At 58.4% G+C, this 25,401-nt stretch carries 23 protein-coding genes; 8 read left to right on the top strand and 15 right to left on the bottom strand.

Annotated features, from left to right (window positions below):
- The first annotated feature begins 36 nt into the window (after positions 1-36).
- Positions 37-2,397: a DNA internalization-related competence protein ComEC/Rec2 gene (locus tag SLIT_RS06945; protein WP_013029531.1), complete on the top strand. Its 2,361-nt coding sequence runs from the start codon at positions 37-39 to the stop codon at positions 2,395-2,397.
- Here the strand turns inward: SLIT_RS06945 and SLIT_RS06940 are convergent.
- The 12 genes from SLIT_RS06940 to SLIT_RS06890 all read right to left on the bottom strand — a co-directional run bounded on the left by SLIT_RS06940 (position 2,372) and on the right by SLIT_RS06890 (position 15,122).
- Positions 2,372-5,257, bottom strand: a complete 2,886-nt coding sequence (locus tag SLIT_RS06940; protein ID WP_223293849.1) for a bifunctional diguanylate cyclase/phosphodiesterase — start codon at positions 5,255-5,257, stop codon at positions 2,372-2,374. The genes SLIT_RS06945 and SLIT_RS06940 overlap by 26 nt on opposite strands.
- A 50-nt stretch (positions 5,258-5,307) precedes the next feature.
- Positions 5,308-6,696, bottom strand: a complete 1,389-nt coding sequence (locus tag SLIT_RS06935; RefSeq protein WP_013029529.1) for an NAD(P)(+) transhydrogenase (Re/Si-specific) subunit beta — start codon at positions 6,694-6,696, stop codon at positions 5,308-5,310.
- Positions 6,697-6,990: an NAD(P) transhydrogenase subunit alpha part 2 gene (locus tag SLIT_RS06930; protein WP_013029528.1), complete on the bottom strand. Its 294-nt coding sequence runs from the start codon at positions 6,988-6,990 to the stop codon at positions 6,697-6,699.
- A gap of 11 nt (positions 6,991-7,001) precedes the next feature.
- On the bottom strand, positions 7,002-8,126 hold the full coding sequence (locus tag SLIT_RS06925; protein WP_013029527.1) for a Re/Si-specific NAD(P)(+) transhydrogenase subunit alpha: 1,125 nt from the start codon (positions 8,124-8,126) through the stop codon (positions 7,002-7,004).
- 226 nt (positions 8,127-8,352) lie between these two features.
- Positions 8,353-8,496, bottom strand: coding sequence for a hypothetical protein (locus tag SLIT_RS16080; protein ID WP_013029526.1), 144 nt, complete (start codon positions 8,494-8,496; stop codon positions 8,353-8,355).
- Positions 8,497-8,579: 83 nt separating this feature from the next.
- Complete coding sequence (locus SLIT_RS06920; protein ID WP_013029525.1) at positions 8,580-8,990, bottom strand: ExbD/TolR family protein; 411 nt, start codon at positions 8,988-8,990, stop codon at positions 8,580-8,582.
- Positions 8,991-8,999: 9 nt separating this feature from the next.
- Positions 9,000-9,656, bottom strand: coding sequence for a MotA/TolQ/ExbB proton channel family protein (locus tag SLIT_RS06915; protein WP_013029524.1), 657 nt, complete (start codon positions 9,654-9,656; stop codon positions 9,000-9,002).
- Complete coding sequence (locus tag SLIT_RS15175; RefSeq protein ID WP_190272153.1) at positions 9,653-10,282, bottom strand: energy transducer TonB; 630 nt, start codon at positions 10,280-10,282, stop codon at positions 9,653-9,655. Before SLIT_RS15175 ends, SLIT_RS06915 begins: the two co-directional genes overlap by 4 nt.
- A 72-nt stretch (positions 10,283-10,354) precedes the next feature.
- Positions 10,355-11,014, bottom strand: coding sequence for an urease accessory protein UreH domain-containing protein (locus tag SLIT_RS06905; RefSeq protein ID WP_013029522.1), 660 nt, complete (start codon positions 11,012-11,014; stop codon positions 10,355-10,357).
- On the bottom strand, positions 11,007-12,062 hold the full coding sequence (locus tag SLIT_RS06900) for a 4Fe-4S binding protein (RefSeq protein ID WP_013029521.1): 1,056 nt from the start codon (positions 12,060-12,062) through the stop codon (positions 11,007-11,009). Before SLIT_RS06900 ends, SLIT_RS06905 begins: the two co-directional genes overlap by 8 nt.
- Complete coding sequence (locus tag SLIT_RS06895) at positions 12,055-12,972, bottom strand: hypothetical protein (RefSeq protein ID WP_041420798.1); 918 nt, start codon at positions 12,970-12,972, stop codon at positions 12,055-12,057. Before SLIT_RS06895 ends, SLIT_RS06900 begins: the two co-directional genes overlap by 8 nt.
- 14 nt (positions 12,973-12,986) lie before the next feature.
- Complete coding sequence (locus SLIT_RS06890) at positions 12,987-15,122, bottom strand: TonB-dependent receptor (protein WP_013029519.1); 2,136 nt, start codon at positions 15,120-15,122, stop codon at positions 12,987-12,989.
- A 166-nt stretch (positions 15,123-15,288) separates the two neighbouring features.
- Here SLIT_RS06890 and mutL point away from each other — a divergent pair, with 166 nt between their 5' ends.
- From mutL to SLIT_RS06855, 7 genes are all read left to right on the top strand, one after another.
- Positions 15,289-17,211 (top strand): DNA mismatch repair endonuclease MutL, encoded by a 1,923-nt coding sequence (mutL, locus tag SLIT_RS06885; protein ID WP_013029518.1) that lies wholly within the window; start codon positions 15,289-15,291, stop codon positions 17,209-17,211.
- A gap of 26 nt (positions 17,212-17,237) precedes the next feature.
- A complete protein-coding gene (locus SLIT_RS06880; protein WP_013029517.1) occupies positions 17,238-17,891 on the top strand; it encodes a hypothetical protein in 654 nt (217 codons plus the stop codon).
- A gap of 15 nt (positions 17,892-17,906) precedes the next feature.
- The gene (locus SLIT_RS06875; RefSeq protein ID WP_013029516.1) at positions 17,907-19,181 is read left to right on the top strand and encodes an MFS transporter; all 1,275 of its coding nucleotides are present in this window, start codon (positions 17,907-17,909) and stop codon (positions 19,179-19,181) included.
- Positions 19,178-20,203: a tRNA (adenosine(37)-N6)-dimethylallyltransferase MiaA gene (gene miaA / locus SLIT_RS06870; protein WP_013029515.1), complete on the top strand. Its 1,026-nt coding sequence runs from the start codon at positions 19,178-19,180 to the stop codon at positions 20,201-20,203. The genes SLIT_RS06875 and miaA overlap by 4 nt, the downstream gene beginning before the upstream one ends.
- Positions 20,200-20,712, top strand: coding sequence for an O-acetyl-ADP-ribose deacetylase (locus SLIT_RS06865; protein ID WP_013029514.1), 513 nt, complete (start codon positions 20,200-20,202; stop codon positions 20,710-20,712). The genes miaA and SLIT_RS06865 overlap by 4 nt, the downstream gene beginning before the upstream one ends.
- A 74-nt stretch (positions 20,713-20,786) precedes the next feature.
- Positions 20,787-21,176 (top strand): DUF302 domain-containing protein, encoded by a 390-nt coding sequence (locus tag SLIT_RS06860; RefSeq protein WP_013029513.1) that lies wholly within the window; start codon positions 20,787-20,789, stop codon positions 21,174-21,176.
- Positions 21,177-21,256: 80 nt separating this feature from the next.
- Positions 21,257-22,423 (top strand): nucleotide sugar dehydrogenase, encoded by a 1,167-nt coding sequence (locus tag SLIT_RS06855; RefSeq protein WP_013029512.1) that lies wholly within the window; start codon positions 21,257-21,259, stop codon positions 22,421-22,423.
- A 29-nt stretch (positions 22,424-22,452) separates the two neighbouring features.
- On the opposite strand, the gene SLIT_RS06850 is transcribed toward SLIT_RS06855, so the two are convergent.
- The 3 genes from SLIT_RS06850 to SLIT_RS06840 form a co-directional block, all read right to left on the bottom strand.
- The gene (locus SLIT_RS06850; protein WP_013029511.1) at positions 22,453-23,301 is read right to left on the bottom strand and encodes an HDOD domain-containing protein; all 849 of its coding nucleotides are present in this window, start codon (positions 23,299-23,301) and stop codon (positions 22,453-22,455) included.
- A 51-nt stretch (positions 23,302-23,352) separates the two neighbouring features.
- Positions 23,353-24,258, bottom strand: coding sequence for a polysaccharide deacetylase family protein (locus SLIT_RS06845; protein WP_013029510.1), 906 nt, complete (start codon positions 24,256-24,258; stop codon positions 23,353-23,355).
- 92 nt (positions 24,259-24,350) lie between these two features.
- Complete coding sequence (locus tag SLIT_RS06840) at positions 24,351-25,394, bottom strand: bifunctional UDP-4-keto-pentose/UDP-xylose synthase (protein WP_013029509.1); 1,044 nt, start codon at positions 25,392-25,394, stop codon at positions 24,351-24,353.
- Positions 25,395-25,401: the final 7 nt, after the last annotated feature.

Genomic DNA, 25,401 nt, shown 5'->3' with positions numbered 1-25,401 from the left:
GAGTGGATTCTATGATTTTGCGGTACGCTACGCACCATGGTTTGGTTTTCTCTCTTTTTTACTCTTGGCGTGTGGTATCTGCAGCAGCAAGCAGCATTGCCTGTGCTCCCCGCCTATTGGCCCATTGCCGCAGCCTTGCTCCTGCTGCCGCGCCAGAACGGCAGGTTGCTGGTCATTGCACGCCATGCCGCATTGCTTATCGGTGCCGCACTGCTGGGTTTTTGCTATGCCGCATGGATCGCCCAGCATCGCCTGTCCGACCAACTGTCGGCTGAGTGGCAGGGCAAGAACATCGTGCTCACCGGCATCGTAGCAGAGATGCCCAGATTACATGAACGCGGACTGCGTTTTCAGTTCGATGTGGAAAGTGTGCAGACAGTTGGCGCACATGTACCTCGCCATATCCAGCTCGCCACTTACGATGGCGACAGCAAAGAACCCCTGAAGATGAGCGCTGGCCAACGCTGGCAGCTCACCGTGCGCCTGAAACAACCGCATGGCAGCAGCAATCCATACAACTTCGATTTTGAAGCCTGGGCATTGGAAAGAAACATCCGCGCCATCGGCTATGTGTATGCCAGGGGCGACAACAAAATGCTGTCGGAACAGACCTCCAGTCCGGCGTATCTGGTACAACGGCTGCGCGAGACGATACGCACCCATTTTCGCAAGACTCTCAGCGATGCGCCCTATACCGGCGTCCTGACCGCCCTGGCGATCGGCGATCAATCCGGCATCTCGCAATCGGACTGGCAGCTGTTCACGCGCACCGGCGTCAATCATCTGATGAGCATCTCCGGCCTGCATATCACCATGCTCGCCGGGCTGGTCTTCGCCGCCGTCTACTGGCTGTGGCGGCGCAGCATACGTCTCACGCTATGGTTCCCCGCGCGCAAGGCGGCAGCGCTGGCAGGCATCCTGGCCGCGCTGTTCTACACGCTGGTGTCCGGCTTTGAAGTCCCAGCCCAGCGCACGCTGTACATGCTGGTCACCATCGGATTGATGCTGATGCTTTCACGCAACGTCTCGCCTTCCCAGTTGCTGGCATATGCACTCATGGTAGTGCTGCTTGCCGATCCCTGGGCAGTATTGTCGCCCGGCTTCTGGCTGTCGTTCGGCGCAGTCGCCTTGATCTTCTACGTCACCGCGAATCGTTTGCGGAGGCAGCATTGGCTCAGGGAATATGGCAAGGTGCAATGGGCGATGATGATCGGGCTGATCCCGCCCCTGCTGGCCCTATTTCAGCAACTGTCGCTGGTATCTCCCCTCGCCAACGCCTTTGCCATCCCGCTGGTGAGCTTCATTGTGGTTCCGCTCACCCTGCTTGGCACCCTGCCGCCGTTCGAATGGATGCTGTACGTCGCCCACGAGGCGATGACCTTGTGCATGTACCTGCTGCATCTGCTGGACAAGTTGCCCTACGTGGTGTGGTCGCAGCATGCGCCGCCAGCCTGGACGATCTTGGCCGGTATCGGCGGTGCCTTGTGGTTGTTATCCCCGCGCGGATTCCCGATGCGCTGGCTGGGCAGTCTGCTGCTGCTGCCGATGTTCCTGGTCGCTCCCGAACGCCCGGCTGCAGGCGGTGCCCGGCTGGTCGTATTCGATGTGGGACAGGGTCTGTCTGTGGCAGTGCAGACGCACGCTCATGCACTGCTCTATGACACCGGCCCGGATTTCTCCGGCGAAGCGGATAGCGGCAACCGCATATTGCTGCCTGCGTTGCGCGGCATGGGTATCCTGCATCTGGACACACTCGTGCTGTCGCACGACGATGTCGACCATATCGGCGGCACAGAATCCGTATTGAGCGGCATCCCGGTCACCAATGTCATTTCCTCCTTGCCGGACACACACCCCAAACTGCAACTCGCCGCACACAACGAGGCATGCTTCGACGGCCAGTCCTGGGAATGGGATGGTGTGCGTTTCGAAATGCTCAGCCCCGCAAAATTGCAGACGCCCCTCTACCCGCAGCATGACAACGAACGCAGTTGCATCTTGCGCATCAGCACCGGACGGCACAGTGTATTGCTTGCCGGCGATGCCGAAAGATTGGCCGAATCGCGCTTGACCAGGCTGCACCCGCAGGAGTTGCGCACCACTTTCCTGCTCGTCCCGCATCACGGCAGCAAAAGTTCTTCGTCTCCTGCTTTCGTGGATGCGGTACACCCGCGCTATGCGATGTTCACTGCGGGATACCTCAACCGCTTCGGCCATCCCAAAGACGAGGTCGTAGAACGATATCGCGCGGCGGGTAGCGAGATATTGCGTTCGGATGAAGATGGTGCGGTGGACATCCGGATGGATGCACGGGATTTCCGGATAGAGCGCTATCGCACGACCCACGCCCGTTATTGGCAACAGAATCGGATCAATTCAGGCGCGGCGGAGCCTTGACGAAGCGCATAAAGTCTTCTGCCAGCAACGGACGAGAGTAGAAATATCCCTGTATCTCGTCGCAGCCGCGTATGCGCAGAAAATCGAGCTGTTCCTGCGTCTCCACCCCTTCGGCAATCACGCGCAGATTAAGTCGATGCCCCAAACTGATGATGGAACGGATGATGGCAGCATCGCCTTCGTCGGTTTCGATATCGCGAATGAAGGACTGGTCGATCTTGAGTTTGTTCACAGGCATCTGCTTCAGATAGTTCAGGCTGGAGAAACCCGTACCAAAGTCATCGATGGACAATTGCACACCCAGATCCTGCATTTCGCTCAGAAAACGGAAGGCTGCCTGATTGTCGCCCATCATGATGCCTTCGGTGATCTCCAGTTCCAGATGACGCGCGTCCAGCCCAGTTTCCAGCAATACCGATTTGATGAGTTCCGCCAGATCCGGCTGGCGCAACTGCCTGATCGACAGATTCACCGCGATGGTCAGATCGTGCATGCCGGTCTTGCGCCATTCCGCCATTTGACTGCAAGCGGTACGCAAAACCCATTCCCCGATGGCGACGATCTGCCCGGTCTCTTCCGCTACCGGAATGAACTCGGCTGGCGAAACCTGTCCTTTCACCGGGTGGTCCCAGCGTATCAATGCCTCCACACCGCTCAGTGTGCCGCTCGCCAGGTCGGCCTGTGGCTGATATTGCAAAAACAGTTCGCCGCGCTCCAGTGCCAGGCGCAGGTCCTTTTCCATGGAAAACAGCAGATCGACGCGGAAATTCATCTCCGGCACGAAGAACTGGAAATTGTTGCGCCCTTCTTCCTTGGCGCGATACATCGCCATATCGGCATTCTTGATGAGCGTGTCGGCATCCTGGGCCTGATCAGGATAGATGCTGATGCCGATGCTCGCTTGCGTGGAGATGACCTGACCGTCCAGATCATAAGGGGTCGCCAGGGCAATCAACAATTTCTGCGCCACCACAGAGGCGGCACTTTCTCCCGCCTCGCGCAACAGTACGATGAATTCGTCGCCTCCAAGACGCGCAACCGTGTCGCCCTCGCGCACGCAATCCTGGATGCGCAAGGCGACTGACTGCAGCAGCCGGTCGCCAACCGAGTGCCCCATCGAATCATTGATGTACTTGAATCGATCGAGATCCAGGAATATCAGGGAGAACTGATGTTTGTCGCGATGCGCTACTGCGATCATCTGCCCCAGACGATCGCGCAACAGGGTGCGGTTCGGCAACCCTGTCAGCACGTCGTAGTAAGCAAGGAAATGGATGTTCTTTTCCGCTTCGGTCTGCTCGGTCGTGTCGCGCGCGATGGATATATAGTTGACCACCTTTCCATGCTCGTCGCGCACGGCGGTGATCGACATCCACTTCGGGTAGATGCGCCCGCTCTTGTGTTTGTCCCATATCTCGCCTTGCCAGTAGCCATGCTGGTTGATGTCGTCCCACATGGCCCGGTAGAACTCGGCATCGTGGCGTCCGGAAGACAACATCCGCGGGTTCTTGCCCATCACCTCTTCAGAGCGATAGCCGCTCATTGCGACGAACGAATGGTTGACCGCGACGACACGGACATTCTCATCCGTGATCAGGATGGCCTCGCCACTGCTGTCAAACACCCTCGCCGCCAGCCGCAGGGTGGCTTCTTCCTGTTTGTAGCGCGTGATGTCACGTACGGTACCGATGGCGTAGACGGCATTGCCGTGCGCATCAAAATCCAGATTCGCTTTTTCGCGCACCCATCTGATTTCCCCATTCACCAGGATCCGATGTTCGATGTCATACGGCTGACGCAGCAATGCCTGTTGCCATGTCCGGTTGACCAGGTCCCTGTCATCCGCGTGAACGTGCTCGAGGAACACCTCGTAATTGAGCGGCGTTCCTTCCGCGACACCAAAGATGTGATAGGTCTCGTCAGACCATTGCAGGCAGTTGTTGACTATGTCCAGATGCCAGCTACCGATACCGACAATCGACTGGGCACGGTTGAGATTGTCCTCGCTCAATTTCAGCGCATGCTCGCTGCGCCTGTGCTGAGCGTTCAGCACCGCCACACTCAGCGCAGTCAGCCCGAACAGCAGGTTGTACAACCAGACGAAATTGACCAGCGTATCCAGGCTGCTGCCGCGCAAATCACCAAGCGACAGCAAACCCAATATCGAACTGAGGAAGATCAACAATAGTGCACCGCTGACACAGCGCAGATCGAAATTGAGTGCGATCCAGATCAACAGCGGGAAGAACAGGCCGAATTCCAGCAATCTGCCCGGCAGATCGAGGAACAATATCCAGCAAGTCAACAGCAACACCACTGCAGCCAGCACGCCCCGGCGTACCCTCTCATAACTCCAGACAATGGAATCGCCGCGTGTCCATGCAAGTATCGTCGTAGTGAACAGCGCGATACCCAGGGCATCGCCCATCCACCAGTACTGCACAGTATGGATGTAATCCTGCCATGACTCGCCAGTTGAAAGTTTGATCCACCAGGCACCATTCAAAGCGGCCACCAGGGGACTGGCCAGCGCACCGAACACAAACAACAGACCTACATCGCGGATTGTGCTCAGACGTTCGTTGAAACTGACACGGTGTCGCAAAAGGTAATAGCCAAGCAACGCTTCGAGGGCATTGCCGCAGGCAAGACCAAAGGCACCAAGCGGAGTGAGCTCAGTCCCAAGATTGGCGAAGAATTCACCGATGATGATCGCGGGAAAGAGCCGCCAGCCGAAGAGCAACAATGCAGCGAGCGCGATCCCGGAAGGCGGCCAGAACAGCGTGACGGTGTCGTGTACCAGCGCCAGCGCCAGGCCGACCTTGGCCGCAACGAAGTAAACCGAACTGAGTACTGCGATACGCAGAACTACAGTGCGGTCATATCCCGGAATGAATGAAGTCCCGTTTGTCAGCTGAGCGCCTTGATCACGTCTTCCACAACCTTCTTCGCGTCACCGAAGATCATCATGGTCTTGTCCAGATAGAACAGGTCGTTATCCAGGCCGGCGTAACCGGTCGCCATCGAGCGTTTCACTACCAGCACGGTGCGCGCTTTGTGCGCCTCGAGGATGGGCATGCCGTAGATCGGGCTGGACTTGTCGTTCTTGGCCGCGGGATTCACCACATCGTTGGCGCCGATCACCAGCACCACATCCGTGTCGGCGAACTCGTTGTTGATCTCGTCCATCTCCACCACCTGGTCGTAAGGCACTTCCGCCTCGGCCAGCAGCACATTCATGTGACCCGGCATGCGTCCGGCCACCGGGTGGATGGCATAGCGCACATTCACACCCTTTTCGGTCAGCAAATGCGACATTTCGTTGATCGCATGCTGCGCACGCGCGACCGCCAGACCGTAACCCGGCACGATGATGACGGAAGAGGCGTTGCCCATCAGGAATGCGGCATCGTCTGCGCTGCCGCTGCGGTAGGTCCTCTGCACGGCATCGCCGCTATCCGCCACTGCACTCTCGCCACCGAAACCACCGAGGATCACGTTCAGGAAGGCACGGTTCATCGCCTTGCACATGATATAGGACAGGATCGCACCCGAGCTGCCCACCAGCGAACCGGCGATGATCAGCATGTTGTTGTTCAGGGTGAAACCGATGCCCGCTGCAGCCCAGCCGGAATAGGAGTTCAGCATGGACACCACCACCGGCATGTCCGCGCCGCCGATCGGCACGATCAGCAGCACACCCAGCAACAGCGCGATGGCAGTCATGACGAGATACGGCGTCCAGCTCGGGCTCATGAAGAATGCGATGCCGAAGCCGACCATCGCGATGCCCAATGCCAGGTTCACCCAGTGCTGACCGGCGAAGCGCAGCGGCTTGCCGGACAGGCGACCGGATAGCTTGCCGAATGCGATGATGGAACCGGTGAAAGTGATCGCACCGACAAAGGTACCGATGAACAATTCGATGCGATTGCTGGCATGCAGGATCTCGCCGGGCAGGGCGATGCCGTAAGCGACCGGATTCTTGAATGCGGACATCGCGACCAGCACAGCAGCCAGACCGACCAGCGAATGCATCGCCGCGACCAATTCAGGCATCGCCGTCATCTGGATGCGCTTGGCGACCACCGCACCGATGCTGCCGCCGATGGCGATCGCGATCAGGATGTAGGCTACATTGTGCGTCAAGCTCAATGTAGTCAGTACGGCGATGGCCATACCGATCATGCCGAACATGTTGCCGCGACGTGCGGAGACCGGGGAGCTCAGTCCCTTCAGTGTCAGGATGAACAGGACGGCAGCGACGAGATAAGCTAGAGCAACGGAATTGGCTGACATTTACTTGCCCTTTTTCTTGAACATATCCAGCATGCGCTGGGTGACCAGAAAGCCGCCGAACACGTTGACCGCCGCCAACGTCACCGCGACCAGTCCCAGTACGGTACCTACATCCAGTTCCTTTGGCCCCGCGGCCAGCATCGCGCCGACGATGATGATGCCGGACACCGCATTGGTCACCGCCATCAGCGGCGTGTGCAGCGCGGGGGTGACATTCCACACCACGTGGTAACCGACGAAGATCGCCAGGATGAACACGGTCAAGTTGAGAACAACAGGATCCACTCCACTCATTTCACGCTCCTTTATTTGGTGACGACTGCGCCGTCGATCGCGATCAGCGAACCGGCGATGATATCGTCTTCACGATTGATGTTGATGGCGCCGCCATTCTTGGGGTCGCACAACAGATTGAGGAAGTTGAGCAGGTTGCGCGCATACAAGGCCGATGCATCCGCCGCCACCGAGCCAGCCAGGTTGGGATCGCCCACCAGCGTCACGCCATGCTTGACCACGGTCTTGTTCAGTTCGGTCAGAGGGCAGTTGCCGCCAGCTTCTGCTGCCAGGTCCACGATCACCGAACCCGGCTTCATGGCCTTGACCATCTCTTCGCTAACCAGCACCGGTGCTGGACGCCCGGGGATCAGCGCAGTGGTGATGACCACGTCGGCCATGGCCACGCGCTTGGCGACTTCCACTTTTTGCCGATCCATCCAGCTTTGCGGCATCGGCTTGGCATAACCGCCCACGCCCTGCGCAGCTTCGCGCTCTTCGTCGGTCTCGTAAGGCACGTCGATGAACTTGGCACCCAGCGATTCCACCTGTTCCTTCACTGCCGGACGCACATCGGAAGCTTCGATCACCGCGCCCAGACGCTTGGCTGTCGCGATGGCCTGCAGACCTGCGACGCCGACACCCAGCACCACCACGCGCGCGGCCTTCACCGTGCCGGCGGCCGTCATCAACATGGGGAAGAAACGCTTGTACAGGCCGGCAGCGACGATCACCGCCTTGTAGCCGGCGATGTTGGCTTGCGACGACAGCACGTCCATGGCTTGTGCGCGGGACGTACGTGGCAATCTTTCCATGGCGAAAGCGGCAATGCCCTGTTTGGCATAAGCCGCGACCAGGTCGGCCTGATGCGGCGCAAGCAGCCCGATCAACACCGTACCCTTGTTCATTTTGGCAAGTTCATCTGCACTGGGCGCCCTGACCTTGAGAACGATCTCGGACTGACTATATATGTCTGCAGCACCGACCAGCTTGGCACCAGCGGCCTCAAATTCAGAATCCGGAATGCTTGCCCCGGCACCCGCCCCTGTTTGCACAGATACCTGATGGCCGGCTGCCAGCATCTTCTTCACCGCTTCCGGTGTAGTAGCGACCCGTGTCTCGCCTGCATGTGTTTCCGCAGGAATCCCTATACGCATGAAGCCCTCCTGTTAACGCGCTACTGCCAGACACCCGGCGAACCGGGCAAATTTTGTTCGGCGGCGATTATATACGAGCTTATTACTCGACCGCGCGGCATTGTTAACATATAAACAACAGAATCCAGCTGAAGTTCTTCTTATTAAATAAGATGATGAGGACGTTTCCGGACATGAAAACGGGGCCAGGTTTCCCGGGCCCCGTCAGGTGTGCCGCTACCCCGAACTACTTGACCGGGGCAGGAGTCGGTGCAGCTGGAGCGCTGGTACCGGACATCGATTTACCGTGTTTGTTGCCATCGCAAGCAAACACACTTCCGGTCACGGAAACACCGAACACCAACAACAATGCGATTGCAATATTCTTCATATCAACCCTCCTTTGCCAGCCATCTGCAATACGGTCCGGCGAAACTATTGCCGGACCACCCGAATGACGAATATATCCTGCGCTCACTTGCCGGCAATCGTCAAGAACGACAACTTGCCCACTCCAGCTTTCTGCGCGATCGCCATGATCTGCGCCACCCTGCCGTAATTCACCGCCTGGTCTGCCTGTATCTGCAACTGGAACTGCGGATCGGCTGCACGCTGTTTCAACAACTCAGCCAAACCTGCATCAGAAAGGTGGGCCGATTCGAGCGAAACATCGCCACGCGCATCGATCGCCAGACTGAGCTTTTGCACCCTGTCGTCATGCGCGACCGATTCGGTCCTGGGCAGGTTGACCTTGAGTGCTTGCGGTGCCAGCAGCGGTGCAGTGATGATGAACACCACCAGCAACACCAGCATCACGTCCACCAGCGGGGTGACATTGATCTCGCTCATCATGCTGTCGTCCTGCGAAGAGTTGCCGAATGCCATATGTGTACCTCACAACTTGTAATCGTGTTTTTGCGCCAGCCGCAGAAAGTCATGGGCAAAATTCTCCAGATCGGTCACATGTACCTTGAGACGCCTGAGAAAGAAGTTATAGGCCAGCACCGCCGGCAGTGCCGTAGCGATACCGATCGCCGTGGCGATCAAAGCCTCACCGATGGGGCCGGCCACCACGTCCAGCGAAGCCGAACCGCTCCTGCCGATGTCCTGCAGCGCATGCATGATGCCCCACACCGTGCCGAACAACCCGATGAAGGGTGAAGTCGAACCGATAGATGCCAGTTCCGCCAGGCCGCGCTCGTGGTAACGCTGGATGTTCTGCAATTGCTGGCGCAACATGCGCTCCAGCACATCCTGCGGCGCACCGGAATGCTTCAGGTCCTGTTGGTCTGCACTCAAGGTTTTCAACTCGGCAAATCCCGCCTGTGCCAGGCGCGCAATGTCGCCCTGGCTGTTTCGCGCCACCTTCTCCGCATCGCCCCACTCGCGCACCGCCCAGAAGCACTCATTGAACTCCCGGTCATGCTGCTTGGCCTGCCACTGCTTCCATAGCTTGAACAGCGCGATGGACCACGTCACGATGGACAACAGAATCAGCAGGGCCAGCGTCGCGGAAACGATGGGGGAATTGATGGAAAACAGATTGCTCATGCTGCGCTATCCTCTAAAGAAAACTTGATGGGAACCAGAAACCACTGCGTGACTGGCTGGCCCATGCGGCGGGCAGGTGCAAAGCGCCACGTTTTCACCGTCTGCAATGCGGCATTGTCCAGTACATCGTGACCGCAGCTTTGATACAGCAGAACCTGGCCCGCCTTGCCCTCGGCCAGCACCTCGACATTCAGTACCACCTTGCCGTGATAGCCCATGCGCCGCGCCACCAACGGATAAGGTGGCCGCGGATTGTTCAGGTAATCGGCCTTGTAGTCCGGCTCCGTATCCAGCACCACCGGCGAAGGCGGAGTGGCGTCCTGCTGAACCGGCCGCACTTCTTCCTTTACCGCAGGTTTATCCAGCGCGGATCTTTCTGCCGGTTGCGGATCGGGGTCGCGCGGCTTTGGCTTGGGCTTCGGTTGGGGCAACACATCGGCCTGCTGCATCTGCATATTGGCAAACGAGATCGACATCTCGTTGACTGCCACTGCAGGAGGCTCCGGTTGCAGCCAATAAGCCGCGAACAGAAGCGCATGCAACAAGATCACCAACCCGACCACAGCGATCCGCTCTTGCAACGGAGACCGCTCCGGCATGGAAGGAAATGAGTACGGTATTGCCATGAAAGGGTTCAGCGAGATTTGAAGTGTTGACATCCTACCAGTGCTCTCCAAAGGTGACCATCCGGGGGATACTCAAAGCGCCAGCAGGATGCGTCTAAAGCCAAGCAATACCAGCACAGTCGCCGCACCCCAGCGTATCCAGCGGGTGATCCATGCGCGATTTTCGCGCAGGTTCTTGCCCAACAGGCTGACCAGCGGCAACAGGATCAACAGCGGCGTCAGCGCTGCGCCCAGGCCGAATGCCACGCCGTTCGCCACTCCCCAACCGATGCTGCCCGCCGCTGCACATACCGCCAGCAGCGAAGCCAATGGCGCGCAAGGTGTGAGGCTCAGGGAAAAACCGAGCAGCAACGGAGGTGTGGTGCCGGCATTGCGTGCCGCATTGCACGGCGCGTGTGCCACGCCCGAACGCAGCAACCACACCCCTGCCGCTATCGAAGCAGAACCGATGATGAGATTGCCCACACCCCCATGCAGCACATGCGCCAGCCACGTCCCTGCCCCGGCCGCGATCGCACCCAGCAAGGCATAGGCCAGTATGCGCCCCGCCACGAACAGGGCTGTGTCGCGCAGCAGCTGGATCTGCGTACCGCCGCGCCCCAGCACCCAGCTGCCCATGAACGGCAGGCAGGTGGCGGTGCAGGCGGTCAGCCCCAATGAGACACCGAGCAGCCAGACACCCCACAACGAAGCCTGTACTCGCAACAGCGCAGGGTCCAGGAAATCATCCATTTTCTGCTTCCGGTTTGACCAACTGGATATTGACGACCCGCTTCTTTGGCATTCCCTCCGGCGATTCCCGCTTCACCCGGCTCTTGTAGTACTCTCGTGAAGAGCCGAACAGCCTGATGCCGAAGAACCTGATCTGGATCACATCGTCGTCAGGACAATATTCGGCGCAGCGTCCGCACAAGGTGCAGTCCTCGTGGAATGCCTTGCTGCCGTGCTCGCTGCCGATCTCGTGGATATCCATGGGACAGGCTTTCGCGCACACGCCGCACTTCTCGCATTTCTCGTGTTGCTTCTTCACCAGACGCATCGGCGACAGTTTCTGGAACAGCGCGTTCCACGACAGCAACGGACAGATACGACAGAACGGCAGCCGCACCGCCAAGGCTGCGATGATGACGAAACCGAACAGCGCATTGCCCAGTGCCCCGAGAACGAAAGTGATGTTGCTGGAAGTGCGCACGGCGATCTGCTCGCTGTCGGCAGTCAGCAAGGTGGTCGCCAGGCGCGCCGGACATACTTGGCAATACGGATCACCAGCCTCGCTCGGCGCCACACCCATCCCTGCAAGCAATGGCAAACCGAGCACCAGCACCAGCAACATCAGCCACTTGACCGGTCGCACCTTGCCGACATTATTCGAATCGAAACGACTGAGCGGACGCCCCAGGCGGCGCCCGATGCGGAACAGCAGTTCCTGCACCGTACCCATCGGACAGACCCAGCCGCAGAATGCCTTGTTCAGGAAAAAGAAGAAGGTGAAGAAGATCGCCACCGAGAACAGCGTCGGGATGAACACCTTCAGTGTCACGTCCTGGATCCGGGTCAGCGCTTCGCCGATGCGATGATGCAACTGATGCTGGGTGACGATCAGGATGCAGTGATCTCCTGTCACCTTGTCGTAGGCGCAAGACAGCGATGGAAGTGCCTGCGAAATACGATCCACTGAATAACTGCCCAGCAATTCGCCGCCATAAACGGTGACGAACAGCATGACGATCTGCACGGTGAAACGAAACCGGCCCAGCGTCGGAAACAAAGTCTTAAGCATCTCCAACCTCCCTGTTCTGCCGTCCACTCTTTCGCTGGCGCAGCAGCGGCACGGCACCGATCATGCCCAGCACCGTGAAGCCCAGCCCCAATGCAATACTGCGATTGTCGAAAGCATTCTTGCCATAACTGCTGTTGAATGCGGTCAGGTAGTTCCTGTCTCCCTCGGCATGATTGGTCGCCAGCACAAACTCCGCACCCGCCATGTCGTGGCCATGATTGCCCGCTGTCGTTTGTCCGGATTCCGCCTTGAAGTCGTCCGGCACATGCAAAGCCAGGATTCCCAAGGCATCCGTCACCAATTCGGACTTGCTGCCGTTCGTGGTTTCCAGTTCGACTTTCTGATTGGCGAGCGGTTTGCCGTTGAAGCGCACCACGAACTTCCAGTCCTCTTTGGCCCGGTAGCGCGAGTGTTCTTTCGGGAAAGGCAGCGGGATGATCTCCAGTTCCTGTTTCTGCTGCATGAACATCGCGGTGGGATCTTTCGCACTGCGTTCGCCGTTGTAGTACACCGTGGAAGCGACCTGCACTTTGCCAGCCTGCTCCTCGCGACCAGATAACCAGTAGAAGCCGCCGTTTGCGAAGTTGACCAGCTTTGCGCCCGACATATCCAGCGTCAGCTGGCGATGGGCATGCTCGTCCTGCAAATCGTTGGACCATGCATCGACACTGGCCACCACGATGTTCTGTGGCACGGCGCTCGTCACCGCCAGATTACGGCTCGCGCCGCTCGTGACAGTCTTCAGCATCGGGAAGGAAGTCCATGCAACCGCTTTCGCCTGCATCCCCATCATCGCCGCATGATCATGTCCGCCATGCATCATCGCAGCATGATCGTCTGCCTGCGCAAGTGGCATCGCCGAGGCCAGCAACACGATCGCCACCCCATTCATCTTTTTGATCATGATCATTTCTCTCCAGCGACCTAGAGTTTGAGCGAGTAACTGGCCATGATCACGCGGGGCGAGGCAGCCGAGTAAGTCACCGTGCCCGTAGTCGTCTTTGAAACTTCCATCGCATAGTACTTATTGGTCAGGTTCTCGGCACTCAGATTGAACAAATGCGGCCCGGTCTCATAAGCCAGCGACGCACTGACCACCCCGCGGTAACCGCCATACATCTGGCTGTTGGCATTGTCGACATAATACTCACCGGAAAAATTCGATTGCACGCGCGCGCTGATGCCGGAAGGATGCTTGTAATCGACATACACGCCGTAACGATCCTTGGGAATGAACGGCAGCTGGTTGCCGTCGCGCACTGCGTTGGTGGCGCCCACCGGTTCGCTAAAGGATGTGTAATGGTAGTTGCTGTAGTTGAACTGCCCACCCACCTCCACATTCTTCACAACCCGATAGCCGCCATCCAGTTCCAGGCCCTGCTTGCTGGTCTTGCCCGCATTGACGAAGGATTGCGTCCCGCCCGTGTTGACGCTGACGATCTCGTTGTTCAGCTTATTGTTATACACAGCGATATTGCCGAACCAGTCATCGGTCCGCGCTTTCATGCCGATCTCGTAGTTGGTCGAGGTCGCCACGGTCAGGTTCGGGTTCGCAGTGATCTCGGCGTTCGCCGGCAACTGATTGCTGCGGCCGATGGTGGCATACACGTTGACTGACTCGGTCGCCTTGTATGTCACGCCCAGCTTGCTGGATGGCAGGTTGTAGCTCTTGTTGGTTTGAAAGACCCCTGCACCTGCCGCATAGGTGGCCGTGGCGTAATTGAATTTCGATATCTCGTTGGTCGTCATCGAGAAACTGGATTGGTCATAGCGCATGCCCGCATCGACTAGCCAGCGCTCGGTCGGACGCAGTGACTCCTGCATGAATATCCCCTTGACGGTGTCGGTGTAGCTTTGCTGGCTGGCAAGCGCACCTTCGACATCTGACAAAGTGGCGATGATCCTGGTACCCGCCTTGGCCACATCCCGATATTGATACTGGCGCGAATCGCTGTTGCCGACCTGGCGCAACGTCACCCCGGCAACCAGCGAGCCCGACATGCCAGCCAGACTGTGTTTATTCTGGCCTTCGATGTCGGTTCCGATCGTCTGGGTCCAGTTGACCGTGTCGTTGATGAGGCCGGTGACCGGATGGTAGTGCTTCCACCAGTTCGCATAGACTCGCGGCTTGAACGTCCAGTCGCCAATCTCTTTCTCATATTTGGAATTGAACGACCACACTCTTGAATCGCGCTTGGAATTCTTCCATATTCCCGCTTGTGTGGTCTGCGTTCCCGTTGCCAGGAAACTGGTGAAACCAGCCAGGTCCATCCCGCCCGGCAACTGCATCTTGGAATTCGCATAGGTCAATTCGCTTTCCAGCGTGGCGCCACCGTCCAGCAACAGGCCATGCTTGAACCCTAGCTGTTTGGAATCGGAGACGTTCCTGACGCGCCAAGGATTGTCCTGCTTCCGGAACGAAGTGGTGATCGCCAGCGCGTTGCTCTCATTGGCCATACCCGCATAGCGCAAGTGCAGGTTCTTGGCGCCCTGCTCTCCCACGCCGATGCGGGCCACGTTGCCGCTCGTGTCGAACACCGACTTGGAAATGATCTGGATGGCACCGCCGAACGATCCGGTGCTGTAGATATTTCCCGGGCCCTTGCTCACCTCGACACGTTCGATGTCCTGCATGTCGATGAAATCAAGACGGGTCAGGCTGTCCGGGTCGGTCACCGGCACCCCGTCGCGCAACACCATGATCTCGCGGATACCGTACACGGCCTTGACACCTGCTCCGCGTATGAACAGACGCACATCCGACCCGCCGTTCTTGCTGTCCGCCTGGACGCCAGGTATGCCTTCCAGCGCCTCCTTCAGGTTGAACATGCGTTTCTTTTCGATCTTGTCTTTGCCGACCACCGCAATGGCCTGAGGCACTTCGCGTGTCGTGCGAGCTTCTCGCGTTGCGGTCACCGACACCTCATCCAGTATCTTGTTGTTCCCGGCATCCTTTCCCGAACCTGCAACCGGCAGTGCATCCTCGGCATGACCGGGCAATGCAAGCGTCATGGACAACACGAGCGGCATCGCGCTCAAGACAGATGTTTTCTTGTTCATATACTCCCCTGTGATTGTCGTTGTTGAATCGGGGCGGATACTAAAGACCTCCTTCAATCGCGGGAATGTGACAAATCGTCGCGCGTCAAAATGTCGCAGCCTGAAAATCGGCAATTTATCGGAACATCAAAATGCTCATCCACCCTATCCGCTATAATCCTCGCCCATGTCTTCCATCCAATTACTCCCCGACCTGCTCATCAACCAGATCGCCGCCGGCGAGGTGATCGAACGCCCCGCTTCGGCGCTGAAAGAACTGCTGGAAAACAGCCTGGATGCAGGCGCGACGGACATCGCCGTGCAACTGGAAGGTGGCGGCATCAAGCGGCTGGTGGTGCGCGACAACGGCGGCGGCATCGCCAGGGAACAATTGCCGCTGGCGCTGATGCGCCACGCCACCAGCAAGATCGCCTCGCTCGATGACCTGCAGCGTGTCGCCAGCATGGGCTTCCGCGGCGAAGCGCTGGCCAGCATGGCCGCCGTCGCGCAAGTCACGCTGACCAGCCGCAACGCCGATGTTGCCCATGCCTGGAAGATCGAGGCGGCAGACGGCACGCAAAGCGACGTCACGCCCGCGGCACATCCCCAAGGCACCAGCGTCGAGATGCGCGAGCTGTATTTCAACACCCCGGCGCGGCGCAAGTTCCTCAAGAGCGAGAGCACCGAGTTCGCCTGGTGCGAAGAGACGTTCAAGCGCATCGCGCTGTCGCGACCGGATGTGGCGTTCTCGCTGCAGCACAATGGCAAGATGGTGTGGCAACTGGCCGCTTCAAAGAGCACTCCCTCACCCTACCCTCTCCCAGAGGGCGAGGGTTTTGGCGGTCTTCCCTCGCCCTCCGGGATAACCAGCGACTTGCCCGCTCGCGGGCTTAGCCGATTGGCTAGTAGTTCCATCAGAGGGATTGAGGGTGAGGAAAAGCACTCCCTGCAACAACGCATCACCGCCATCCTCGGCCCCGAATTCGGCCAGCACGCGGTGAATGTCGAACGCCAGATCGGCCCGCTGCACCTCTACGGTATCGCCGCCCTGCCCGCCTATTCACGCTCCACGCGCGACGAGCAATACTTCTTCGTCAATGGCCGCTTCGTGCGCGACAAGGTGCTGATGCACGCCGTGCGCCAGGCCTACCAGGACATCCTGCACCACCAGCGCCACCCGGCTTTCGTGCTGTTCCTCGACATGCCGCCGGAACAGGTGGACGTGAACGTGCACCCGGCCAAGAGCGAAGTGCGCTTCCGCGAGAGCCAGGGCATCCACCAGTTCGTGTTCCATGCCTTGCAGGATGCGCTGAGCGCGACGATGGGCAGTACCGCTTCAAACCAATCAGCTACAAGCCCCTCGCCCTCTGGGAGAGGGGTTGGGGTGAGGGAAGAACCTCAACCGTTCGCCCCCATCCAGCAGCAAACGATGACATTCAGCGCCGCCCAGCCGCAAGCCGCCTACAAACTTTGGGAAGAAGCCGCCGTGGTGCGCGAACAGGAAAGCGCCGCTCCCCAACAGGATGCGCATCCGTTGGGGTTTGCCTTGGGCCAACTCTCCGGCATCTACATCCTCGCCCAGAATCAACAAGGCCTCATAGTGGTGGACATGCACGCCGCGCACGAACGCATCGTGTACGAACGGCTGAAGACCGCCTTCGACGCCCAGCAGATGCCGACGCAGCCGCTACTGATCCCGGTCACCTTCGCCGCCGAAGCACTGGACGTCGCCACTGCCGAAGAAGAACAGGAAGCGCTGCATAAGCTCGGCTTCGACATCGCCCCGATCTCCACCAACACTCTGGCCGTGCGTGCCATGCCCGCCATGCTCAAGCAATCGCATGCCGAAACCGCCGCGCGCGAAGTGCTGCACGAACTGCGCGACTTCGGCGCATCGCGCGCCCTCACCGAACGCCGCAACGAACTGCTCGCCACCCTCGCCTGCCATTCCGCCGTGCGCGCCAACCAGCAACTCTCCCTGCCCGAGATGAACGCCATCCTGCGCGAGATGGAACAGACCGAACGCGCCGACCAGTGCAACCATGGACGGCCGACCTGGTTCCAAATGACGCTGGCAGAACTGGATGCGATGTTTATGCGTGGGAAGTAATCATTCGGCATTAAGGACAGTAGATAATGAAATACTACAAAAAGAACATTCCAAGTAAATGGCAGGTTTTTGCATTCGAGTCAGATGGCTCGCAAGATTCCCATATTGAAAACGATATGGTTGCAATAACAGAAGATGAGGCAAAAGCCATTGCTAGCACGCCACCAGTTGATTCACTTGCACTTGATCTAATTAGAAATGCCTCGACTAAAAGGAATTGGAGTTGGCCCCCAAAGGCTTATCAAGAAGCAATCGGACAAATTGCTGTCAGCTCATCCAGTATTGAAGTTTTAATTAGGACTGTGATTTGGCACATTTCCGGTCTGGATTCAAATACCGGAAGAGCATTCACGGGGAAAATGCGAATAAGTGAATTAACTGAAATATTGAAAGCATTAGTTGAGCTCAGAGCTCCACAGCTAAAAAGTGAAGTAACCGAAATATGTGCCGCAATTAAGGCAGCGTTTGATAAGCGTGCGGTCTACGTTCATCAAGTCTGGACAGTTAAAGACGGTCTTCCTGCAGTTGGAAAACTATTTCTGGAGCGTTATGAGCGACTTGAAACACTAACAGTTGTCTCGCTAGAAGATATGTATTCGTTGGCGGACAACATGAACAGTATTCAAACAAGATTAATGTCGAATGTATTAATGCCTTTGTTGCCCGCTCAACCAAAATAGAAATTGGAATCTATTTTGCCTTCCACATCTTTTTCCACCACCCGCATCGCCTTCGCCAGCTTCATCGGCACCGCCATCGAGTTCTACGATTTCTACATCTACGGCCTCGCCGTGGCGATGGTGATCGGGCCGATCTTCTTTCCCAACAGCGATCCGGCGGTACAGGCGCTGAACGCCTTCCTCACTTTCGGCATCGCCTTCCTCGCACGCCCTTTCGGCGCGCTGCTATTCGGACATTTCGGCGACCGCATCGGGCGCAAGACGACGCTGGTGGCATCGCTGCTGGTGATGGGTATCTCCACCACGCTCATCGGCGTTCTGCCGAGCTATGAAGCCGTCGGTTGGGTCGCGCCCGCGCTGCTGTGCCTGCTGCGCTTTGGCCAAGGCATCGGCCTTGGAGGCGAATGGGGCGGCGCGGCCTTGCTGGCGGCAGAGTATGCACCCAAGGGCAGGCGTGGCTGGTTCGGCATGTTCCCGCAGTTAGGTCCCTCGGTCGGCTTCCTGTTTGCGGTCGGTGGTTTCCTGTTGCTGGCTGAGCTGCTCGACGATGCGCAGTTTCGCGCCTGGGGCTGGCGCATCCCATTCCTCGCCAGCGCAGCACTGGTCGTGGTCGGGCTCTATGTGCGGCTGAAGCTTGCCGAAACGCCGGTATTCGCCAAAGCACTGGCAGCACAGCAGCAAGTGAAATTTCCGCTGTCGCAATTGTTGTCGCAGCATGCCGCGCCGCTGCTGCTGGGTGCGCTGTCCATCGTGGTGTGCTACGCGCTGTTCTACATGTCCACCGTGTTCGCCTTGAGTTACGGCGTCAAGACACTGGGTATCCCGCGATCGCAATTCCTCTTCATGCTGTGCATCGCGATATTGTTCATGGCGGCGGCTACGCCGCTTGCCGCGATGGCGGGTGATCGTTACGGCCGTCGCCGGGTGTTGCTGGTCGCTGGCAGCGCGGCATTATTGTCCGGCTTCCTGCTCGCACCGATGCTGGGCAGCGGTTCGCCGGTGCTGATCACTGCATTCCTGAGTCTCGAATTGTTCCTGATGGGGGCAACCTATGCACCGCTGGGTGCGCTGTTGCCGGAACTGTTCCCCACTGCCGTGCGCTATACCGGCGCAGGTGCCGCCTACAACCTGGGCGGCATCCTCGGTGCTTCGCTTGCACCATACATCGCGCAGCAACTGGTTCTGCACGGCGGGCTTGCCTGGGTAGGCGCATATATCTCCTCTGCCGCGGCGATCAGCCTGCTGGCCGTGTTCTTCATCAAGGAAACGCGCGATAGCGATTTGGTATGAGCGCTCTGCCACCTGCCATCTTCCTCATGGGCCCCACCGCCAGCGGCAAGACCGGCGTCGCAATCGAGTTGGTCAAACATCTGCCGGTGGAGCTCATCAGCGTCGATTCCGCGCTGGTATTCCGCGACATGGACATCGGCACGGCCAAGCCGGATGCCGCCACGCTGGCCCGCGCACCGCATCACCTGATAGACATCATTGACCCGACCGAGGCGTATTCCGCTGCGGCCTTTCGCCACGACGCGCTGCGCCTGATGGCGGACATCACCGCGCGCGGCAAGATTCCGTTGCTGGTCGGTGGCACCATGCTCTACTTCAAGGCACTGCGCGAGGGTCTGAGTCCGCTGCCGCAAGCCGATGCCGAGGTGCGCATCAAACTGGATGAAATCATCGCGCAGCATGGAATCGAACATCTGCACGCCAGACTGGCCGAGGTAGATGCAGAGACCGCCGCCCGCCTGCACGCCACCGACACGCAACGCATCCAGCGCGCGATGGAGATTTATCTTGTCAGTGGGCAGCCCATGTCGGTGCTGATCAAGAAATCACCCTCACCCCAGCCCTCTGATGAAACTACTAGCCATTCGACTAAGCCCGCGAGCGGGCAAGTCGCTGGTTATCCCGAAGGGCGAGGGAGTCAGTTTGCCGGTGACCTCCCTTATCGCATCCTTTCTATCGCGCTTATCCCCTCCGACCGCGCCGTGCTGCACCAGCGCATCGCCACGCGCTTTGCGGATATGTTGCAACAGGGACTGGTAGCAGAACTGCGTGGCCTGCGTGCGAAATACCCGCTGCACCGCGACATGACCTCAATGCGCTGCGTCGGCTACCGCCAGGCCTGGGAATACCTGGAGAGCGAGATCACCGAATCCGAGCTGCTGGAAAAAGGCATCGCCGCCACGCGGCAACTGGCGAAACGCCAGCTTACCTGGTTGCGCTCCACACCGGACATCATCGAACTGGATTGTCTTGCGCCTGACTTGGCGCAAACGGTGCTCGATGTGATCAACGAAAAATCATGACCACCCTCAATGCCATCCAGGCCGACATCACCCAACTGAATGTCGACGCCATCGTCAATGCCGCGAATTCCTCGCTGCTCGGCGGCGGCGGTGTGGATGGTGCCATCCATCGCGCGGCAGGCCCCGAGCTGTTGCAGGAATGCCGCACGCTGGGCGGTTGCCCGACCGGGCAGGCACGGCTCACGCGTGGCTACAAGTTACCAGCCAGATTCATCATCCATACCGTGGGGCCGGTATGGCATGGCGGCACGCAAAACGAAGTGAAGCTGCTGGCCTCGTGCTACCGCGAAAGTCTTGCCCTCGCCGCCAGTCAACAACTTGCCAACATCGCCTTCCCCTGCATCAGCACGGGTGTCTATGGCTATCCGCCGGATCAGGCGTCCGAAGTGGCGGTCGCGGCGGTACGCGATTTCCTGCGCTCACCCTGCTCCTTGCAGGAAGTGATCTTCTGCTGTTTCTCGGCGAGCGACCTCGCGCTTTATCAAGCTGCGCTCACGCGCACGGAATGACCCTGTTACGACCCAGTGTTGCCGCATAGTCGTTTGCTCTATGATTAGCTCTCGATTCATTTCGGAGAACGAATATGACCACCATCAATTTCAAGCGTGTGATCAATGACAGCTTTGATCACGTCATCGAGCGCGCCACCAAGGCGCTGGCTGCCGAAGGCTTCGGTATCCTCACCCGCATCGACATGCACAGCAAGATCAAGGAAAAGACTGGCAAGGAGGTCATCCCCACCGTGATCCTGGGCGCGTGCAACCCCAACTTGGCTTACGAGGCTTACACTGCGAACAGCGATGTGGCGAGCCTGTTGCCCTGCAACGCGGTGATACGCGAGGTTGCGCCGGGCAAGATGTCGGTCGAATTCATCAAGCCGACCAGCATGATGACGGTACTGGGCGACGCCAAACTGACCGCCTTGGCTGCTGAAGCGGATGCGAAGATCGAAAGGGCACTGTCAAACGCCTGAAAGATGGTTGAAAGATTACTGAAAGCTGTCATCGCGTATAATGCGCGCCATAGTTTTTACAGTAAGCTGACTTTCAACCCATGAAAATTGCCATTGCCGGTACCGGTTACGTAGGCCTTTCCAACGCCATCCTGCTTTCCCAGCACAACGAAGTCGTGGCCATCGACATCGTTCCGGAAAAGGTGGAGATGCTCAATCGCAAGCAGTCGCCCATCGAGGACGTGGAGATCGAGGACTATCTGGCACACAAGAAGCTCAATATCAAGGCGACGCTGGACAAGCAGGAAGCCTACACCGGTGCGGAATACGTCATCATCGCCACGCCCACCGATTACGACCCCGAAACCAACTACTTCAACACCAAGTCCATCGAGGCGGTGATCAGGGACGTACAGGCCATCAACCCGCAGGCGGTGATGATCATCAAGTCCACCATCCCGGTCGGCTATACCGCCAAGCTCAGGCAGCAGATGAAGTGCGACAACCTGATCTTCTCGCCCGAATTCCTGCGCGAAGGCCGCGCGCTGTACGACAACCTGCATCCGTCGCGCATCGTGGTTGGCGAACGCTCCAAGCGCGCCGAGACCTTCGCCAACCTGCTCAGGCAGGGCGCGGTCAAGCAGGATATCGCGGTGCTGTTCACCGACTCCACCGAGGCCGAAGCGATCAAGCTGTTCGCCAACACCTACCTCGCCATGCGCGTGGCCTATTTCAACGAGCTGGACACTTACGCCGCCACCCATGGCCTGGATACCAAGCAGATCATTCAGGGCGTCTGCCTCGATCCGCGCATCGGCGACCATTACAACAATCCCTCGTTCGGCTACGGCGGCTATTGCCTGCCCAAGGACACCAAGCAACTGCTGGCGAATTACCAGGATGTGCCGCAGAACCTGATCCACGCCATCGTCGAGTCCAACACCACGCGCAAGGATTTCGTGGCGACCAGCATCATCAAGCGTAACCCGAAGGTGGTCGGCATCCACCGCCTGGTGATGAAGAGCGGCTCGGACAATTTCCGCTCATCCAGCATCCAGGGCATCATGAAGCGCATCAAGGCCAAGGGGATCGAGGTCATCGTGTATGAACCTGCGCTGAAGGATACGGAGTTCTTCCACTCCAGGGTAGTGAACGACCTGGCTCAATTCAAGAAGGAAGCCGATGTCATCGTGGCCAACCGCATCACCGACGACATCCGCGATGTGGCGGACAAGGTCTACAGCCGGGATCTGTTTGGCAAGGATTGAGCCGATTCAGGGATAAGGAATGCTAAGAATCAGTGCGGCTTGCTCAGGTCGCACACGATCCCTGCCTGGGCACCGACGATGAGCATTGCCTGCTCGGCGCTGATCCGCAATAGTTCGCCGATGTCCTTGTAGTCGTCCGGAAGCGCCGCATCGTCCCAGCCGTTGGCTGAATGGCGGGCCAGGTTGACTGCCAGCTGGACGTTGCGTACGCGCGGCAGATTGGCGTTCGCATCGTCCATCAGCATCAGCAACAGTTTCGGCAGCTCCCATTTCTGCACCAGCTGCTTTTGCAGATCGGCCAGGGCGAATCCGAGCACCTGCTCCTGTACGGCACGGCTGCGCAATGTCTTGTCCTGCTTCTGGATGGCGCGTATCTGCAGCATCTTCTGCGGTGCAAAACACCACATCAGTATCTCGGCAAGATCGTGCAGCAATGCCGCCACGCGCACTTCTTCGTAATGCAGGTCGTTCAGGCGCACCGCCCAATCGTAGGCATATTCCGAAGCACGGTGCGCACGGTGTACCCCATGCAACAGGTGGACGAGCGCATCCATCTGCCCATTGAGCAGATCCTGCACTGTAGGTTGGGCGGGGATCTTGTTGAAGAAGGCTTCGACGCCGAGCATGATGAGCGCCTGCTCGACCTGCAGTACTTCGCTGGTCTGGCTGCGGCGCTTGTTCTGCTGGAGGTAACGCAGCAATTTTACCGTCATCATCGGATCGACCGTGATCGTCTGGGCGACGGTTCGTGCACTGAGTTTGTTCTCATCCTGGTGCAGTGCCGCAAGGTCGCGCGAGGTCTGCTTGAGCACAGGGAGGTTGGCCCCGCTCAGGAAGTCGACCCATCCGTCCAGTCCTGTCACGTTCTGCTGTTGCATGCATCCCCCCTCTACGTAGCAAAGGAGTTAACGGCATCCTTGGAGGAATCTTTAGCCGTTCTGACCTTGTACCGCCAGCATACCACTACGGCCATCGACCGTACCCGCTTTGACTTCATAGCGGGGCAGATCGGCAGGCTTGAAGCCTTGCAGATATTCGCGCATCGAAACCAGTTGGTAGCCCTGCTCCTGCCAGCCTTGCAGCAGCTGTTCGAAGATCGGCATCCATTTCTGCCCTTCCAGCTCAGCATGCAGGGTATAGACATGGCCGGTTTGCGATGGTTTGCCGGTGATGTCCAGCAGATGCTGCGCGACGTTCTCCATGGTGATGCCGTCGCGGCCGATGAGTTCGTCCAGCGTCGGCAAGGTCGTGGGCAATTGCGGGCAGGCGATGATCTCGGCATCCCAGGTCGGGATGAACGGCTGCGTGCCGCGCGTATCGGAACTGTAGTCGAAACCCAGATGCTGTGTCTGCCGCAAGGCATACCGATTGGTCTGCCATCCTGCCGCAGCATGGGCTCTGGGTGCCTCGCCGAATATCTCGGTGAAGCGGTCTACCGCGCGCTGCATCTCGCGCTTGGTCCAGTCGGCATCCTTGGCTGCCACATGGTCCTGCCAACGGATATGGTCGTAACAATGGATGCCGACCTCGAAACCGGCATCGCGCACCGAGCGCATGATGTCTGCGCAATTGCGCCCGATGTCCGGCCCCGGCAGCAAAGTACCGTACATCAATGTCTTGAAGCCGTAATGCTCCAGCACCGAGGTACGCGACACCTTTTTCATGAAACCGGGGCGGAAGACACGTTTGATGGCGCGTCCGGTATGGTCCGGTCCCAGGGAAAAATAAAAGCTGGCTTGTGCGTGATGACGTTGCAGCACTTCCACCAGACGCGGCACACCTTCACGCGTACCGCGATAGGTGTCCACATCGATCTTGAGGGCGATCTTTTTCATAACAGGATTCGGAATACAGGAAACGGGATACTGGATTCAGGATATAGGGGGCGCGGTGCCGTATCCTGTATCCCGCCTCCTGTATCCTGCTTTTAGTCGACCAGGCCCTTGGCTTCGGCGATCTGGGTGCGGTAGGCGTCGTAGATCTTGCGCAGGGTGTCCGGCATGGTGGTGGTCGGCTTCCAGCCCAGCTCTTCACAGGTGTTGGTGATCTTCGGCACGCGGTTCTGCACGTCCTGATAGCCCTTGCCGTAGTAGGCATCGGAAGTGGTTTCGACGATCTTCACGTTCTTGGCGGAATCCTTGTACTCGGGGTACTCGTTCGCCAGTTTCAGCATCATATCGGCCAGATCGCGGATGGAGTGGTTATTGGACGGGTTGCCGATGTTGTATATCTTGCCGGTGGCGATGCCGTTCTTGTTGTCGATGATCTTCATCAGCGCGTCGATGCCGTCGTCGATGTAGGTGAAGGCGCGTTTCTGGTGGCCGCCGTCGACCAGGCTGATGTTGTTGCCGCGGATGATGTGGCCGAGGAACTGGGTCACCACGCGCGAGCTGCCTTCCTTCGGGGTGTTGATGGAGTCCAGACCAGCACCGATCCAGTTGAACGGACGGAACAGGGTGAAGTTCAGGTTGTCCTGCATGCCGTAGCCCCAAATCACGCGATCCATCAGCTGCTTGGAGTTGGAGTAGATCCAGCGCGGCTTGTTGATCGGGCCGCAGATCAGTTCGGAATTGTCCGGATCGAACTCTTCATCATGGCACATGCCGTAGACTTCGGAAGTGGACGGGAACACCAGGTGCTTGTTGTACTTAACACAGGCGCGGACGATAGGCAGGTTGGCTTCGAAGTCCAGTTCGAACACGCGCAGCGGTTGCTTCACGTAGGTGGCCGGTGTGGCGATCGCCACCAGCGGCAGGATCACGTCGCATTTCTTGACGTGGTACTCGACCCATTCCTTGTTGATGGTGATGTCGCCTTCAAAGAAGTGGAAGCGCGGCTTGCCGATCAGGTCGGAGATGCGGTCGGTGCTCATATCCATGCCATAGACTTCCCAGTCGGTGGTGGCCAGAATACGGTTGGACAGATGGTGACCGATGAAACCGTTCACACCCAGGATCAGTACTTTCTTCATTTTTATT

Source organism: Sideroxydans lithotrophicus ES-1 (assembly GCF_000025705.1).
Lineage (GTDB): Bacteria > Pseudomonadota > Gammaproteobacteria > Burkholderiales > Gallionellaceae > Sideroxyarcus > Sideroxyarcus lithotrophicus.
The sequence above is the reverse complement of the archived record's forward strand: the minus strand, read 5'-3'. Positions and strand labels throughout refer to the sequence as shown.